Annotated in this window: 9 protein-coding genes; 7 read left to right on the forward strand and 2 right to left on the reverse strand. The window is 75.6% G+C overall.

The features are described 5' to 3' along the window. Nucleotides 1-37: 37 nt before the first annotated feature. The gene (locus ACFVVU_RS02695) at nucleotides 38-3,151 is read right to left on the reverse strand and encodes an amino acid adenylation domain-containing protein (protein ID WP_387788009.1); all 3,114 of its coding nucleotides are present in this window, start codon (nucleotides 3,149-3,151) and stop codon (nucleotides 38-40) included. Nucleotides 3,152-3,728: 577 nt separating this feature from the next. Between ACFVVU_RS02695 and ACFVVU_RS02700 the strand changes: the two genes are divergently transcribed. From ACFVVU_RS02700 to ACFVVU_RS02720, 5 genes are all read left to right on the forward strand, one after another. Further along, nucleotides 3,729-6,851: a phosphocholine-specific phospholipase C gene (locus tag ACFVVU_RS02700; protein WP_387788010.1), complete on the forward strand. Its 3,123-nt coding sequence runs from the start codon at nucleotides 3,729-3,731 to the stop codon at nucleotides 6,849-6,851. 271 nt (nucleotides 6,852-7,122) lie between these two features. Further along, entirely contained in the window at nucleotides 7,123-7,497 is a 375-nt protein-coding gene (locus ACFVVU_RS02705) for a hypothetical protein (protein WP_355359033.1), read from the forward strand. Between the two features lie 153 nt (nucleotides 7,498-7,650). Next, a complete protein-coding gene (locus ACFVVU_RS02710; RefSeq protein WP_380688556.1) occupies nucleotides 7,651-8,043 on the forward strand; it encodes a hypothetical protein in 393 nt (130 codons plus the stop codon). 60 nt (nucleotides 8,044-8,103) lie between these two features. Then, on the forward strand, nucleotides 8,104-10,326 hold the full coding sequence (locus tag ACFVVU_RS02715) for an MMPL family transporter (protein ID WP_387788011.1): 2,223 nt from the start codon (nucleotides 8,104-8,106) through the stop codon (nucleotides 10,324-10,326). A 64-nt stretch (nucleotides 10,327-10,390) separates the two neighbouring features. Then, nucleotides 10,391-10,915, forward strand: coding sequence for a MarR family winged helix-turn-helix transcriptional regulator (locus ACFVVU_RS02720; protein WP_380688552.1), 525 nt, complete (start codon nucleotides 10,391-10,393; stop codon nucleotides 10,913-10,915). Here the strand turns inward: ACFVVU_RS02720 and ACFVVU_RS02725 are convergent. Then, on the reverse strand, nucleotides 10,907-12,475 hold the full coding sequence (locus ACFVVU_RS02725) for an SDR family oxidoreductase (RefSeq protein ID WP_387788013.1): 1,569 nt from the start codon (nucleotides 12,473-12,475) through the stop codon (nucleotides 10,907-10,909). The genes ACFVVU_RS02720 and ACFVVU_RS02725 overlap by 9 nt on opposite strands. Before the next feature lie 589 nt (nucleotides 12,476-13,064). On the opposite strand from ACFVVU_RS02725, the gene ACFVVU_RS02730 reads away from it, so the two are divergent. Further along, the gene (locus tag ACFVVU_RS02730; protein ID WP_387788014.1) at nucleotides 13,065-13,907 is read left to right on the forward strand and encodes an alpha/beta fold hydrolase; all 843 of its coding nucleotides are present in this window, start codon (nucleotides 13,065-13,067) and stop codon (nucleotides 13,905-13,907) included. Between the two features lie 328 nt (nucleotides 13,908-14,235). Then, nucleotides 14,236-14,982 carry a CBS domain-containing protein gene (locus ACFVVU_RS02735; RefSeq protein WP_387788015.1) on the forward strand — a complete coding sequence of 249 codons (747 nt, stop codon included), beginning with the start codon at nucleotides 14,236-14,238 and terminating at the stop codon, nucleotides 14,980-14,982. Nucleotides 14,983-15,108: the final 126 nt, after the last annotated feature.

A 15,108-nucleotide genomic window follows, 5' to 3' on the forward strand; every position in this document is an offset into this window, starting at 1 on the left:
CTGCCGGGCGGCGCGGGGGGACCGCGCCGCCCGGGGGTCAGCGGAGTTCGCGGACGGCCGCGGCGATGCCGACCGGGGTCGGGGTGGCGAAGAAGACGTCGAAGTCCAGCTCGACGCCGAGCAGGTCGCGGATCCTGGCGGTGATCTGGATGATCGTCAGGGAGTGCCCGCCGAGCTCGAAGAGGTCCTCCTCGGGCCCGAGGTCGGGCAGCCGCAGCACCTCGGACCAGATCCCGAGGACGGCGGTGAGCACCTCGTCCCGGTCCTGGGCGTCGTCCGGCGCGGCGGCGGCCTCGACCGGGATCGGGGGGACGGGCAGCGCGCGCCGGTCCAGCTTGCCGTTGGGCGTCAGCGGCAGCCGGTCGAGCACCAGGAAGCGCTGCGGGACGGCGGCGCCGGGCAGCGAATGCTGGAGGAAGGCCCGCAGCTCGGCGGGGGCGGGGGCGCCGCTCCCGGCGGCCGGGACGAGGTATCCGGCGACGAACGGCTCCTCGCCGTCCTCCTCCCGGTGCACCGCGGCGGCGGCCTCGGCGACGGCCGGGTGGGTCAGCAGCGCGGACTCGATCTCGCCGAGCTCGATCCGGTGGCCGCGGATCTTGACCTGGTCGTCGAGCCGGCCGAGGAACTCCAGTTCGCCCTCGGGGCTCCAGGCGACCAGGTCGCCGGTGCGGTAGAGGCGCTCGCCGGGCGCGCCGAACGGGTCGTCGACGAAGCGTTCGGCGGTCAGCTCGGGCCGGCCCAGGTAGCCCTCGGCGAGCCCGTCGCCGCCCAGGTACAGCTCGCCCGGCACCCCGACAGGCAGCGGGCGGCGCCGGGCGTCCAGGACGTAGGCGCGGGTGTTGGTGATCGGGCGGCCGATCCGGACGGCCTCGGGTGCGGCCGGGAGTTCGGCGCAGGTGGACCAGATGGTGGTCTCGGTCGGCCCGTAGACGTTGAGCAGCCGCTCGGTGCCGGACCGCAGCTGCCGGGCCAGCGGCAGCGGCAGGGCCTCGCCGCCCACCAGGCCGGTCAGCCCGGCGGGCAGCGGCCCGGCACCGAGCAGGACCCGCCAGCCCGAGGGGGTGGCCTGGACGTGGGTGACGCCCTCGCGCTCGACCAGGGCGCGCAGCCCCGGCCCGTCCACGGCCAGGCCGTCCGGGGCCAGCACCAGCCGTCCGCCGGTGGTCAGCGGCAGCAGCAGTTCGAGGGCGGAGATGTCGAAGGAGAGCGAGGTGAGGCCGAGCCAGACGTCGCGGGGGCCGGAGCCCAGCCGCTCGGCGAAGGCGGCGAGCAGGTTGACCAGCGCCCGGTGGCCGATCTCCACGCCCTTGGGGCGGCCGGTGGAGCCGGAGGTGTAGAGCACGTAGGCGAGCCGACCGGGGGCGGCGCCGGTCGGCGCGGGGGTGTCCGCCGGCTCCGGGAGGCGGAGCACCGCCGGGGCGGCGGCGGCCACCTCGGGCGCCGGCTCGCGGTCGGCCAGCAGCAGGGCGGCGCCCGAGTCGGCGAGTACGAAGGCCAGCCGCTCGGCCGGGTAGCCGGGGTCCAGCGGCAGGTAGCCGGCGCCGACGGTGTGTACGGCGAGCAGTGCGGCCGGCAGGTCGGCGGTGCGGGCGAGGTGCAGGCCGACGAGGTCGCCCCGGCCGACGCCGGCCGCGGTGAGCGCGCCGGCCAGCCGCTCGGCGCGCCGCAGCAGTTCGCGGTAGGTCAGCCGCTGCTCGCCGGCGACCACGGCGAGGGCGTCCGGGGCGGTGGCGGCCTGCTCCCGGACCAGGTCGAGCACGGTCCGCTCGGCCGGGTGGGGGCGGGCGGTGTCGTTCCAGGCGGTGGTGACGAGGCGCTGCTCGGCCGCGTCGAGCAGCGGCAGGTCGCCCAGGGCCGTGCCGGGCCCGGCGGTGGCGGCGGCGAGCAGGGTGGCGAGGTGGCCGGCGATCCGCCGGGCGGCGGCCGGGGCGAGGACGGCCGGGTCGTACTGGAGGGAGAAGTCGATCGCGTCCGCGTCCTCGACGGCCTGCAGGTGCAGGGTGTTGCGGGAGGCGTGGTGGAAGACCGTCCAGTCGACGCGGGTGCTGCTGCCCGGGAAGTCCGGGGCGGACGTGGTGCGGCGGCGGTAGCCGAAGGAGACCGGGGCGAGTCCGGCCCGCGGGGTGAGCCCGGGCACGGCGGTGCCGAACGGGACGCCGCGGTGGGCCGCGACCAGCCGGACCTCGGCGCGCACGGCCCGGGCGTACTCGGCGAACGGGGTCCGCTCGTCGGCGCCGTCCGGTGCGTACACGGGCAGCTCGTTGACGAACAGGCCGATCGCCTCGTGCCGGCCGGGGCGGCGGGTGGAGAACGGGACGGCGACCGGTACGGCCTCGCCGCCGTAGCGGCGCAGCAGGCCGTGCAGGGCGGCGAGCAGGAACTCGAAGACGGTGACCCCGGCCTCCCGGGCGGCGTCCGCGAGGGCGTCCCGGCCCGGGCCGTCGAGCCGCCAGTCGACGGCCTCGCCGGGGCCGGCGTCGGTGGTGGCCCGCGGGCCGCCGGGCAGCACCGGGTCGGTGGCGGCGGCCCAGCGGGGGCCGTGGAACGCGGCGGCCGACGCGGCGAGGGCGGCGTCGAGCACCGGCGGGGCGCTGTCGGCGACGGCCGCGGCGGGCGCCGTGCCCGCGAGCGCGGCGGCGTACCCGGCGGCCAGGTCGGCGGCGAGCACGTCCTTGGAGTTCCCGTCGAAGACCGCGTGGTGGGCGACCACCAGCAGGTCGGCGCCGCCGTCCGGCCGCTGGTGCAGGGCGAACCGGGCGAGCGGTCCGGTGGCCAGGTCGAAGGGGAGGGCGAGTTCCTCGGCGAGCCGCTTGGCGAGTGCCTCGCCGCTGTCGGCGGCGGTGTCGAGGACGGTGAGCTCCGGCGTCCGGGCGGCGGGTATCAGGTGGACCACTCCGTCCCGCTCCACCAGGGCCGATCCGAGCGCCGGGTGCCGGGCGGCGGTCGCGGTGACGGCGCGGGCCAGGGCCCCGGTGTCGATCCGGTCGAAGGTGAGGCGCAGCGCGAGGTGGAAGACCTCGGGTACGTGGGTGAGTCTGCTGGTCAGCCAGATCCCGTGCTGGGCGGGGGAGGCGGGCCCGGCGGCGTCCGTGGTTCTCGCCGGTTCCCCGGCGGCGGTGGCGGGGTCGGGCCGGTTGGGGGACTCGGACATGCTGTGCTCGATTCGGGAGTCGGATACGGAGCTGCGGGGCACCCGTCCGAGCGGTGGCCGTGGCGGCGCGGACGCGGCACGGCGCGGTCGGACGGCGCGACTGCCGAAGGGCGGCCGGTCCGCCCCGCGGACCGGTCGGCAGGACGCCGGGGTCCGGCCGGACCCGACTCCCAGGATTTCCCCCCTGATGCGTCAGGCGGTTCGATCTTCTCCCCCGTTCGAAGATCATTGGCCTGGACCTGCCGAGAGATTTCCACAGACCCCATGCCTCGTCAAGGGTTGTCCACGACCTGGCCGGTGACCGCCGACGGTTCGTCAACTACCTTTTGTTTCCGGCATTCCCGGGAATTTGAAGGGGTGCTGTCAAAGGGTCTGCGACAGGCGCTCCGGCGGATGCGGTGGCGGGTGCCGCCGGGGGAGGGCGATGCGGGTCAAGTTGTCTGTACAGCTCTGGGTTCACTGTCCGTCACTGGCGCGCCATCGAACCCGCCGCTCCCGTCCATCTGGGGCCCGTACACATAACGGGTCTGGACCAAAGCGTCCGACCACCCCCGCTTTGTACAAGGAGCCACCCCCGATGAGTCCGAAGCCCGAACTGTCGCGCCGCACCCTGCTCGGCGGCGCGGCGGCGGCCGCCGTGCTGTCCGCCCTGCCGCTCAGCGTGCGCGAGGCGCTCGCCGCCCCGGCCCGCCCCGGCCGGCTGGCGGACATCCAGCACGTCGTGGTGTTCATGCAGGAGAACCGCGCCTTCGACCACTACTTCGGCACCCAGGCCGGCGTCCGCGGCTTCGGCGACCGCACGGCGGTGCGCGGCGTCAACGGGCGGTCGATCTTCCACCAGCCCGACCCCGGCCGCAAGGAGGGCTACCTGCTGCCCTTCGCGATGAACGCCGCCCACACCAACGCCTACCAGCAGGGCGCCCCCGCGTTCGGCTTCGTCGACTCGATGAAGGCCTGGAACGACGGCCTCGCCGACGGCTCGGTCACCCGCCGCTCCGGCGGCTGGCTCGGCCAGGGCTACTACGAGAGCGCCGACATGCCCTTCTACCACGCGCTCGCCTCGGTGTTCACCACCTGTGACGCCTACTACGCGTCGGTGCAGTGCAACACCAACACCAACCGCGACCACCTCATGACGGGCACCAGCGGCGGCACCGTCCGGGACACCCCGGTCACCGACAACACCGAGATCCCCGGCGGCTACGAGTGGACCACCTACGCCGAGCGCCTGGAGAAGGCCGGCGTCAGCTGGCGGACCTACCAGGCGCTGGACAACTTCGACGACAACGCGCTCGCCTGGTTCACCCCCTTCATCAAGGCCAAGCCCGGTGAGCCGCTCCACGAGCGCGGCATGCGCGCCGTCGGCGACCCGGCCAAGAAGGACGACCCCTTCGCCATGGGCGACGCCCTGGTCGAGGCCTTCGCCGCCGACGTCCAGGCCGACACCCTGCCGCAGGTCTCCTGGATCGTCGCCCCCGCCGCGCTCTCCGAGCACGCCAACTACGCGCCGCCGAACGGCGAGCACCTCACCGCCCGGCTGCTGGCGGCGCTCGCGGCCAAGCCCGAGGTGTGGCAGAAGACCGTCTTCATCCTCAACTACGACGAGCACGGCGGTTTCATGGACCACCAGCTGCCGCCCGTCCCGCCGCTGGCCACCGGCCGCGGCAAGTCCACCGTCCCGGTCGACGGCGAGGTCGTCGTCCGGGTGAGCAAGGGCGGCTCCACCTACCACCGGGTGGTCGGCCAGGACGGCAGGTACCGGGTCAGGGCCGCCGACGGCTCGCTCACCTGGTCCGACACCCTGCCCGCCGGCGAGACCCTGGTCTCCGGCCCCTACCCGATGGGTCTGGGCGTGCGGGTGCCGATGGTCGTCGTCTCGCCGTGGACCCGCGGCGGCGTCGTCGACTCCACCGTCTACGACCACACCTCGGTGCTGCGCTTCCTGGAGCAGCGCTTCGGCGTCCAGGAGCCCAACATCAGCCCCTGGCGGCGCTCGGTCTGCGGCGACCTCACCAACGTCTTCGACTTCTCCGGCCGCGACCCGCGCTGGCCCGCGCTGCCGGACACCAGCGGCAACCGGCAGAAGGTCACCGACACCGGCAAGCTGCCCGCGCCGACCGTGCCCAGCCCGCAGGTCTTCCCGCAGCAGGAGCGCGGCACCCGGGCCGCCCGCCCGGCGCCGTACAACCTGATCGTCAAGCCGCGCCTCAAGGGCGACCAGCTGACGATCGACTTCATCAACCAGGGCAAGCAGGGCGCCGTCCTCGCGGTCCACCCGGAGCCCGGCACCCCGCCGCGCCACTACACCGTCGGCGCCAAGTCCCGGCTCTCCGACGTCTGGACGGTCGGCCAGGACGGCTACGACCTGCGGGTGCACGGCCCCAACGGCGCGCTCTGGCACCTGCGCGGCACCGTCGACGCGCCCTACGAGATCTCGCTCTCCGAGGAGCACGACGGCAAGGTGCTGGAGGTGGACGTGATCAACCGCTCGCGCACCGCCCAGACCTTCCTGGTCGGCGACCTCGCCTACGGCGACGGCCTGCGCGAGGTCCGGGTCGCGGCCGGCGACGACCGGACCGTCAACGTCAAGGTCGGCCCCGAGGGCTGGTACGACGTCGCCGTGGGCGTGCGCGGCGAGCTGGGCTTCCGCCGCCGGATCGCCGGCCGCTTCCCCTGGGACGGCGAGCACCTGCTCACCGACCCGGCGATGGGCCTGGCCGACCCGCTGGCCGTGGACGTCGCGCTCAAGGCCGCCTCCACCACTATCGACGAGGCGATCCTGCTGCCCGGCCGCCCGGCCCGGGTCACCGCCCGCTTCACTGCCACCACCGCGCTGACCGCGCTGGAGGCGCAGCCGGTCGTCCCGGCCGGCTGGACGGTCGCCGCCGTCACCGCCGCGCCGACCGCGCTCGCCGCGGGGGCCGCCGCCACCGCCGAGTGGGACGTCACCCCGCCCGCCCAGCTGCCGGACGGTGCCACCCACCGCGTGCTGGTCACCGCCCGGGCGCAGGCCGGCGACCGCTTCGCCGTCGCCGACGGCGAGCTCGCCGCCCGCACCGCGCCGGTGATGGCCGGCCACCTGCTCGGCGAGGACTTCGAGTCGCTGGCCGGTGCGCTCCAGCCGGTCGGCGGTGTCCTCGGCTGGACGCCGCAGGCGCCGCAGGGCTGGTCGGTGGTCAACGCGCCGGGCATGCCGCAGGGCACCACCCGCCTCCAGGGCTGGACCTTCCACACCAAGCGCGAGTGGTCCAGCCCGGCCGGCCAGGACCGCGGCAACTTCACCCGGGGCCTGGGCATCCTGGCCGTCGCCGACCCGGACGACTGGGACGACACCGGCTCGCCGTCCAAGAAGGGCGTGTTCGACTCGACCCTGGTCTCGCCCGCCGTGCCCGTCCCGGCCGGCGCCACCACCCTGCACCTGGGCTTCGACTCGCACTACCGGCAGGAGGCCCCGCAGAAGGCCGCCGTCACCGCGGTGTTCGACAACGGCGCCGAGACCCGCCTGGTGTTCTACAGCTCCGACGCGACCGGCAACGACAACGCCGGCAAGGACGTCCAGAACACCTTCGTCGCCAAGCAGTTCGCCGTCCCGGCGGGCGCGCGCAGCGTGACGCTGAAGTTCCGGATGTACGACGCCGGGAACAACTGGTTCTGGGCCGTCGACCACATCCGTCTGGACGTCAGGCCGATCACCGGCTGACGACCCGCCGCTCCGCCCGGCCCGTCCGGCCCGTCCACGCCCCGTTCCCCGGGGCGCGGACGGGCCTCCGGGCGTCCGACTCCTGGCAGATCAAGCGCGTCTCCCGGTGCGGCATATGCCGGGAACAAGTGTGTCGGCGCACTGTCAACGGGTGCGAATGCGACGCGTAAGGCGGCGTACCGGACCGGAAAGTCACTGTCCGTGTCCATGTTCCCGCCGGTAGGAATGGGGACCGGCGCGGAGAGCCCGCGCCGTGGAGAGGAGCCGCTCCGTGTCCCGTCTTCGTGCCGCCGCCCTGGCCATCGGCTGCGCCGCCGCCGCGCTGACCCTGACCACGACCACCGCGACCCTCGCGCACGCCGCCCCCGGCGACACCCAGAACGTCTGCGCCAGCCAGCTCACCCCGACCGGCTGGGTCGACGTCCAGTGGTGGAACGACATCAGCTGCTCGTCGACCTTCAGCCCGAACAAGAAGCAGATCAAGCAGATCGCCGGTCTGCCGATCGGCACCACGCTCACCGTCTGTTCGTCGACCTACCAGCCGGCCGGCTGGGTGCAGCTCTCCTCGTTCTACAACAGCAGCTGCAACTACTCGGCCGTCCCGAGCCTCAACAACAACGCCTGGCAGATCAAGCGCGTCTCCTGACGCCCCGGGTACCCCGCGGGCAGCCGCCGACGGCCCACCGGTCCCGCACCGGTGGGCCGTCGGCGTGTCGCGGGCCGGACGGCGCCAGACTGGGCCCGGTCCCCGACCCGCCGCCGTCGACCCGTCCCCGACCCGCCCCGGAGGTCCGCCGTCATGCACTCGCCCCTGCTGCGCCTCACCGGCGCCGCCACCGCCGTCTACGGACTCGCCGTCGCCCGCCGGCCCGCGCTGCTCGCCCGCCCCTCCGGCCTCACCGCCCCCGACGGCTCGGTGCCCGCCCCGGTCGCCGCCTGCCTGCGCCCGCTCGCCCTGCGCGACGCCGCCTGCGGCCTCGCCATGGCCCTCGCCCCGAACGACGCCGCGCTGCGCACCGCCACCGCCGTCCGGATCGCCTCCGACCTCGGCGACGCCGCGCTGCTCGCCACCGCCCTCCCCGCCCGGCGGCACCGGGTGATGGCGGTCGCCGTCTCGGTCGGCTGGGGCGCGCTCTCGGTGGCCGGGCTCCTGGCGCGGCCCCGCGATCTCTCCACCCGTCAAGTCTCTTGACGGTCGAGAGATATGATCCGGGCTGTCCGCCACCCCGCCCCAGCCCGGAGGGCGCCCGCCATGCCCGCTGACCGTCCCGCCCCCGCCGCTCCACCGGCCTCCCCGTCGAATCCGTCGGCCTCGTCCGCTTCCCCTGCCTCGTCCGCTTCGTCCGCCCGGCGGCGCCGGGCCCGGCTGCTCGTCCCGCTCGCGCTGCTGGTCGTCTGGCTCGGCCTCGGCGGCGCCTTCGGCTCCTACGCGGGCCGGCTCGGCGAGGTCGCCACCAACGACCGGGCTGCCTTCCTGCCGCGCAGCGCCGAGTCCACCGAGGCCGCCCGGCTCGGCGCGGACTTCCGGGCCGGGAACGCCCTGCCGGTCATCCTGGTCTGGGAGAGCCGGACCGGCTCCGTCGACGACACCCGGCGCGCCGCCGCCGAGCAGGCCCTGCACGCCGCCGCCGCGCTGCCCGGCGCCACCGGACGCGTCTCGCCCGCCCTGCCCGCCGCCGACGGCCGCGCCCTGCAGGGCGTCGTCCAACTGCGCGCCGACCTCGGCCGGGAGACCGGCGACACCGTGCGCGCGGTCCGCGCCCTCGCCGAAGGCGTCCCCGACACCACCGTCGGCGTCGCCGGACCCGCCGCGATCCTCGCCGACCTCGGCGGTGCCTTCGCCGGTATCGACGGCCTGCTGCTCGGCGTGGCGCTCGGTGTCGTCCTGCTGATCCTGCTCGCCGTCTACCGCGCCGTGCTGCTGCCCCTGCTGGTCATCCTCGGCGCCGTCTTCGCCCTCGGCATCGCCTGCGCCCTGGTCTACCTGCTCGCCGACCACGGCCTGGTCACCGTCGACGGCCAGGTCCAGGGCCTGCTGTCGATCCTCGTCATCGGGGCCGCCACCGACTACGGCCTGCTACTCTGCGCCCGCTTCCGGGAGGAGCTTCACCTGCACGGCGACCGGTTCGCCGCGATGCGCACCGCCTGGCGGCAGTCCGTCGAACCGATCACCGCCTCCGGCGCCACCGTCGCGCTCGGCCTGCTCGTCCTGCTGCTCTCCGACCTGACCAACAACCGGGCGCTCGGCCCGGTCGGCGCCATCGGCATCGGCTGCGCGGTGCTCTCCGCGCTCACCTTCCTGCCCGCCGCCCTGGTGCTGGCCGGCCGCGCCGCCTACTGGCCCGCCCGGCCCACCGCCGACGGCCGGGCCCCCGTGCACGCGGTCTGGGGCCGGGTCGCGGCGCTGGTCGCCCGCCGCCCGCGCGCCCTGTGGGCGGCGAGCCTGGCCGTGCTGGCGGCGCTGGCCGCGCTCGCGCCCACTCTCGACGCCGGTGGCGTGCCGCAGAGCGAACTGTTCGTCAAGGCCCAGCCCTCGGCGGCCGGCCAGCGGATGCTCTCCGCGCACTTCCCCGGCGGCAGCGGCAACCCCGCCGTGGTGATCGCCGCCGCCGACCGCTCCGAGGCCGTCACCGCGGCGGTCGCCGCCGTCCCCGGGGTGGCAGGCGTGCGCGCCACCACCGCCGGGGCACCGGGCGGCGCGCCGCTGGTCGTCGACGGCCGGGTCCGGCTGGAGGCGACGCTCACCGACCCGGCCGACAGCGACGAGGCGATCGCCACCGTCCACCGGCTGCGGCAGGCCGTACACGCCGTCCCGGACGCGCACGCGCTGGTCGGCGGCTACACCGCCCAGCAGGAGGACACCCGGACCACCGCCGCGCGCGACCGCACCCTGATCACACCGGTGGTGCTGCTGTGCGTGCTCGCCGTGCTCGTCCTGCTGCTGCGCTCGCTGCTCGCACCGGTGCTGCTGGCTGCCACCGTCGCGCTCTCCTACCTGGCGACGCTCGGCGTGAGCGCGGTGGTCTTCCCGCACGTCTTCGGGTTCTCCGCCGTCGACCCGTCCGTGCCGCTGTACGGGTACGTGTTCCTGGTCGCGCTCGGGGTCGACTACAACATCTTCCTGATGACCCGGGTGCGCGAGGAGGCCCTGCGCTCCGGCACCCGGGAGGGGGTGCTGCGCGGGCTCACCGCCACCGGCGGGGTGATCACCTCGGCGGGCGTGGTGCTGGCCGCGACCTTCGCCGCGCTGGGCGTGATCCCGCTGGCCTTCCTCGCCCAGATCGCCTTCATCGTGGCGTTCGGGGTGCTGCTGGACACCCTGCTGGTGCGCTCGCTGCTGGTGCCCGCCCTGGTGCGGGACCTCGGTGACCGGGTCTGGTGGCCGGCCCGGACCGGGCGGGCGGTCGTCGCCCGCCCGGCGTTGTCGGAGCCGGATCCGGCTCCGGCGGGTGAACGCGTCGGCCCGGGGGTGTGAGCGCGGGCGACACCGTTAGGCTGAACGGGTTAGCCCGACGTCGCACGCAACCGGAGAACACGCCTTGGCGCACCAGGCGGAACAGGCGGAGCAGGGGGAACCGCGGGGATCCGGTACGCCGGAGCTCGGCCGTCTGCTGCAGGACCTCGCCTCCGAGATGAACCTGCTCGGCCACGGCTTCGCCGCCGCGAGCGGTCTGCACACCACCGACGTCCAGGCCCTGCTCGCGATCATGCGTGCCGGTCCGACACCGCACGGCGCCCAGGACGGCCCCGCCGAGCCGCCGCCGGGGATCACCCCCGGGCGGCTCGGCGAGGAGCTGGGCCTCTCCTCGGGCGCGGTCACCGCGGTGCTGGACCGCCTGGAGCGCGCCGGGCACGTCCGCCGCACCCGGGACGCGGCCGACCGGCGGCTGGTCCTGGTGCACTACCTCCCCGGCGCCGGCCGGATGGCGGCCGAGTGGTTCGCGCCGGTCGCCCGCCGCACCGAGACGGTCCGCGCCGAGTTCACGCCCGGCGAACTCGCCGCCGTGGCCCGCTTCCTGGACCGGATGACCGGCGAGCTGGAGGAACTGCGCCACTCACGCTGAGCCGTCCGCGGGGACGCCGCCCGGTCCGCCGCCCGGTCCGCGTGCCGCTCCGCCGCCCGGTCCGCGTGCCGCCTGCTCGGTGATCCGCCGGGCCATCCCGCCGAACACCACGGCGTGGAACGGCGCCACCGCCCACCAGTACGCGTGCCCGGCCAGTCCGCGCGGGTGGAACAGCGCCCGCTGCCGGTAGCGGGCGCCGCCCGCGCCGTCCGGGGCGACCGTGAGCTCCAGCCAGGCCGGGCCGGGCAGCCGCATCTCCGCGCGCAGCCGCAGCAGCCGCCCCGGTTCGATCTCCTCCACCCGCCAGAAGTCCAGCGACTCGCCGACCCGCAGCCGCGCCGGGTCCCGCCGCCCCCGGCGCAGCCCCACACCGCCGACCAGCCGGTCGACCCAGCCGCGCACGGCCCAGCCGAGCGGGAAGGAGTACCACCCGTTCTCGCCGCCGATCCCCTCCACCACCCGCCACAGCGCCGTCGGATCGGTGTCCACCCGCAGCTCCCGGACGTCCTGGTAGAGACTGCCGCCGGCCCAGTCCGGGTCGGTGGGCAGTGGGTCGCTCGGGGCGCCGGGAAGCGAGGCGGAGGACCACCGGGTGGCGACGTCGGCGTCCCGGATCCTCCGCAGCGCGAGCCCGACCGCCGCGTCGAAGCCGATGCCGCCGCCCGGTGGCTCCGGCAGGTAGCGGTCGAGGTCGTGCTCGCCGCGCACCACCTCGTACCGCAGCGATTCCACCAGCGGCCGGGCGAGCGACCCCGGCACCGGCGTCACCAGGCCGACCCAGAGACTGGAGAGCCGAGGGGTGAGGACCGGGACGGCGAGGATCAGCCGGCGCGGCAGCCCGGCCACCGCCGCGTAGCGCTCCATCATCCGCCGGTACGTCAGCACCTCCGGCCCGCCGATGTCGAAGGCGCGGTTCACCTCGGACGGCAGGCCGGCGGCCCCGACCAGCAGCCGCAGCACGTCCCGTACGGCGATCGGCTGGATCCGGGTGTCCACCCAGCGCGGGGTCACCATCACCGGCAGGCGCTCGGTGAGGTACCGGAGCATCTCGAAGGAGGCCGACCCCGAACCGATGATCACCGCGGCCCGCAGCTCCGCGGTCGGCACGCCGCTGTCCCGCAGCACCCGGCCGACCTCGACCCGTGAGCGCAGGTGCGGGGAGAGCCGCCCGGCCGGAACCCCGGCGGGGGCGAGTCCGCCCAGGTAGACGATCCGGCGCACCCCGGCCCGGGCCGCCGCCCGTCCGAACGCCGCGGCGGCGGCCCGGTCGGTGGCCTCGAACCCGGGTCCGGTCCCGAGGGCGTGCACCAGGTAGTAGGCGACGTCGATCCCGGCGAAGGCGCCGTCCAGGCTCTCCGGGCGGGTGACGTCCCCGGCGGCGGCCTCCACCCGCTCGCGCCACGGGTGGTCCCGCAGCCGGTCCGGATCCCGGACCAGGCACCGGACGCCGTACCCGGCCGCCAGCAGCTCCGGTACCAGTCGGCCGCCGATGTAGCCGGTGGCCCCGGTGACCAGGCAGCGCAGCGGACGGGGAGGGAGGGGGTCTGCGGCATCGGTCACGGCGGCTCCCGGAAGGCGGTCGGCCATCGCCACGATGATCGCCGCCCCCGACCGCACCCGCACCCGCAGCGGCGCGGCCGGCCGCGCCGCTGCGGGTGCGGCCCGTTGTCACAAGCCGGGATGCCGTCCGGTCACAAGGGGTGACCAGCCGCTCCGCCGCCAGGGGCCCGAGGTAAGGCCTACGGACGGCAAGGAGATCTACAACCAGAAGACCCAGCCCAACGTCAAGAACATCCACCCGTGGTTCACATCGGCACGGTCGGGTAGCCCGCCCCTGCTCATCGGGGCCCGGCCGGGGCCTCATCGGTCAGCGGGTCGTCCCGGGCAACCGGGACGACCCACTGACCGGCACCGCCGCCGCTTGATGTCCACCGCCGTTCCGGCCTCGGCGGAAGCGCTCCGGTTCCCTCTGCCGGGACCGGTACCCGGCTACCGGCTGCGCAGCGCGTCGGCAGCGATCCGGGCGGCCGTGCCGATGGCGGCGTCGGCCGCCGACCGGCCGTCGGTCCGGGCACCGCGCGGGTGCGCCGGAGCGTACGATCGGCGCCGACCGTTCCGCACCTGACCTACGACGTGATCCGGTGAGCCGATGACCACAGTCAACGCCAAGGGGATCACCCTGGGCATCGAGTCGTTCGGCGACGACGACGCGCCGCTCGTCCTGCTCGCGGGCGGCACGACGATGCTCTCCTGGCCCGACGCGCTCTGCGAACGGCTCGCGGCCGGCGGGCGCCGTGCGGTGCGCTACGACCTGCGCGACAGCGGGGAGTCGACGGCGGCGGATCCGCAGGCGCCCGCCTACGCCCTGCGCGACCTCGCCGCCGACGCGGCGGCCCTCGTCGACGTACTCGGCGGGGGACCCGCGCACCTCGCGGGCATCGGCGTCGGCGGAATGGTCGCCCAGGTGGCCGTGCTCGACCACCCGGGCGCGTTCTCGGCGCTCACCCTGGTCGGCACCCGGCCGGTCGCCCCCGGCCCGACCGACGACGACCTCCCCGACCACGACCCGGCGACGATGAGCCGGCTGTTCGCGCGCCCGATGCCCGACTGGGCCGACCGCGAGGCGGTTTCCGCGTTTGCCGCCGCCGGCGCGGAGATCCGTGGCGACGACCCCGCCGCCGCACACGCCGTCGCCGCGCGCGTCTGGGACCGCACGCCCGGCACGACGCCCCCGGTCCACCTGGCCAACCAGCTGGGCCTGGTCTTCGCCAGGCTCGACTGCACACCCCGCTGGCGCGAGCGGCTGCCGGGGATCGCGGCGCCCACGCTCGTCGTCCACGGCCGCCGCGACCCGTTCTTCCCCGTCGGCAACGGCGAAGCACTCGCCCGCGAGATCCCCGGGGCACGGCTGCTCGTCCTCGACGAGGCCGCCACCGCGATCCCCGACACGGCGGTCGGCGAGGTCGCCGCGGCGATGCTCGCGCTCCGGTAGCCGACGGGCGGCCCCGGGCGGGTGACCGGGTGGGTCGGCAGGCGGGTCGGCAGGCCGGTGCAGCCCGGCGCAGGCCGGTGTCGCCCGTCCGGCGTAGTGGTGCCGTTCCGGGGGCGGGGCGCGGGCGGGGCGGTCCGGTGCCGTCCGGGTCTGAACGGCGTAGGGCGGGAGGGGTCCTTGGTCCCGTCGATTCAGCCCCTTGGCCCCTGGCGGATCGCCCGGTCGGGGGAGATGCTCGCTGGTACAGCCGATTGGACGACGGGGTCCGGTCGGACCGCGCCTTCGGACGAGGTGAACCGGCGTGCGGCATGCCACCGTCGAATCAGTCATGACCAGTCCCGTGGTCCAGGTCGCTCCCCAGACCGGCTTCCGGGAGATCGTCGCGCTCCTGGCCGAGTACGACATCACCGGGGTGCCGGTGGTGGACGGCGACGGCCGGCCGCTCGGCATAGTCTCGGAGGCCGACCTGCTGCTCACCCTGGCGGCCCAGGAGGACCCGGGGAGCCACATGCCGCCGCCGGACCTCCCCCGGACCGGCCCGGGCGGCGCGGTCACCGCCGCCGATCTGATGACCGGCCCGGCGGTCTGCACCACCCCGGAGGCCAGCGTGGTCGCGGCGGCCCGGCTGATGAGCCGGCACGGCCTGAAGCGGCTGCCGGTGCTGGACCAGGACGGCCGGGTGTTCGCCATGGTCAGCCGGGGCGACCTGCTGCGGGTCTTCCTGCGCGAGGACCGGGTGATCCGCCGGGAGATCGTGGAGGAGGTGCTCGGCCGGATCGAGGGTGTGAGCCCCGCCGAGGTGGGCGTCGAGGTCGACCAGGGGCGGGTGGTGCTCAGCGGCACGGTGCCCGAGCCGCACCTCGTCCCGATCGTGCTGAACCTCTGCCGCTCGGTCGACGGCGTGGTGTCGGTGACCGACCGGCTGAGCGCCGACATCTTCGGCGGCGTGGGCCCGGACGGCGGCTCCCCGGCCGCCTCCGACGATGGATTCGGTGAACTCGGCGGAATCGGTGGGTCGGGGGGCGTGGGCGGTGATGGCGCGCGCGGGAGCGACGCGCCTGCACCCATAGCCTGAACCCGCACGCCCGCGCATCGGGCCCGCTTCCGCGTCGTTCGACCGGACGCCCGGCTGGACCCGGAGTGTCCGGTTCGAATATCGCGCTGCGTACCGGGTATCTCACTCAGCGTGTGCGGCGGTAGC

This window comes from Kitasatospora sp. NPDC057965, from assembly GCF_042887135.1.
Taxonomy (GTDB): Bacteria; Actinomycetota; Actinomycetes; order Streptomycetales; family Streptomycetaceae; genus Kitasatospora.

Coding starts and splice junctions, on each gene's coding strand:
- ACFVVU_RS02700 (WP_387788010.1), top strand. CDS start 3,729: ATGAGTCCGAAGCCCGAACTGTCGCGCCGCACCCTGCTCGGCGGCGCG.
- ACFVVU_RS02735 (WP_387788015.1), top strand. CDS start 14,236: ATGACCAGTCCCGTGGTCCAGGTCGCTCCCCAGACCGGCTTCCGGGAG.
- ACFVVU_RS02715 (WP_387788011.1), top strand. CDS start 8,104: ATGCCCGCTGACCGTCCCGCCCCCGCCGCTCCACCGGCCTCCCCGTCG.
- ACFVVU_RS02710 (WP_380688556.1), top strand. CDS start 7,651: ATGCACTCGCCCCTGCTGCGCCTCACCGGCGCCGCCACCGCCGTCTAC.
- ACFVVU_RS02730 (WP_387788014.1), top strand. CDS start 13,065: ATGACCACAGTCAACGCCAAGGGGATCACCCTGGGCATCGAGTCGTTC.
- ACFVVU_RS02695 (WP_387788009.1), bottom strand. CDS start 3,151: ATGTCCGAGTCCCCCAACCGGCCCGACCCCGCCACCGCCGCCGGGGAA.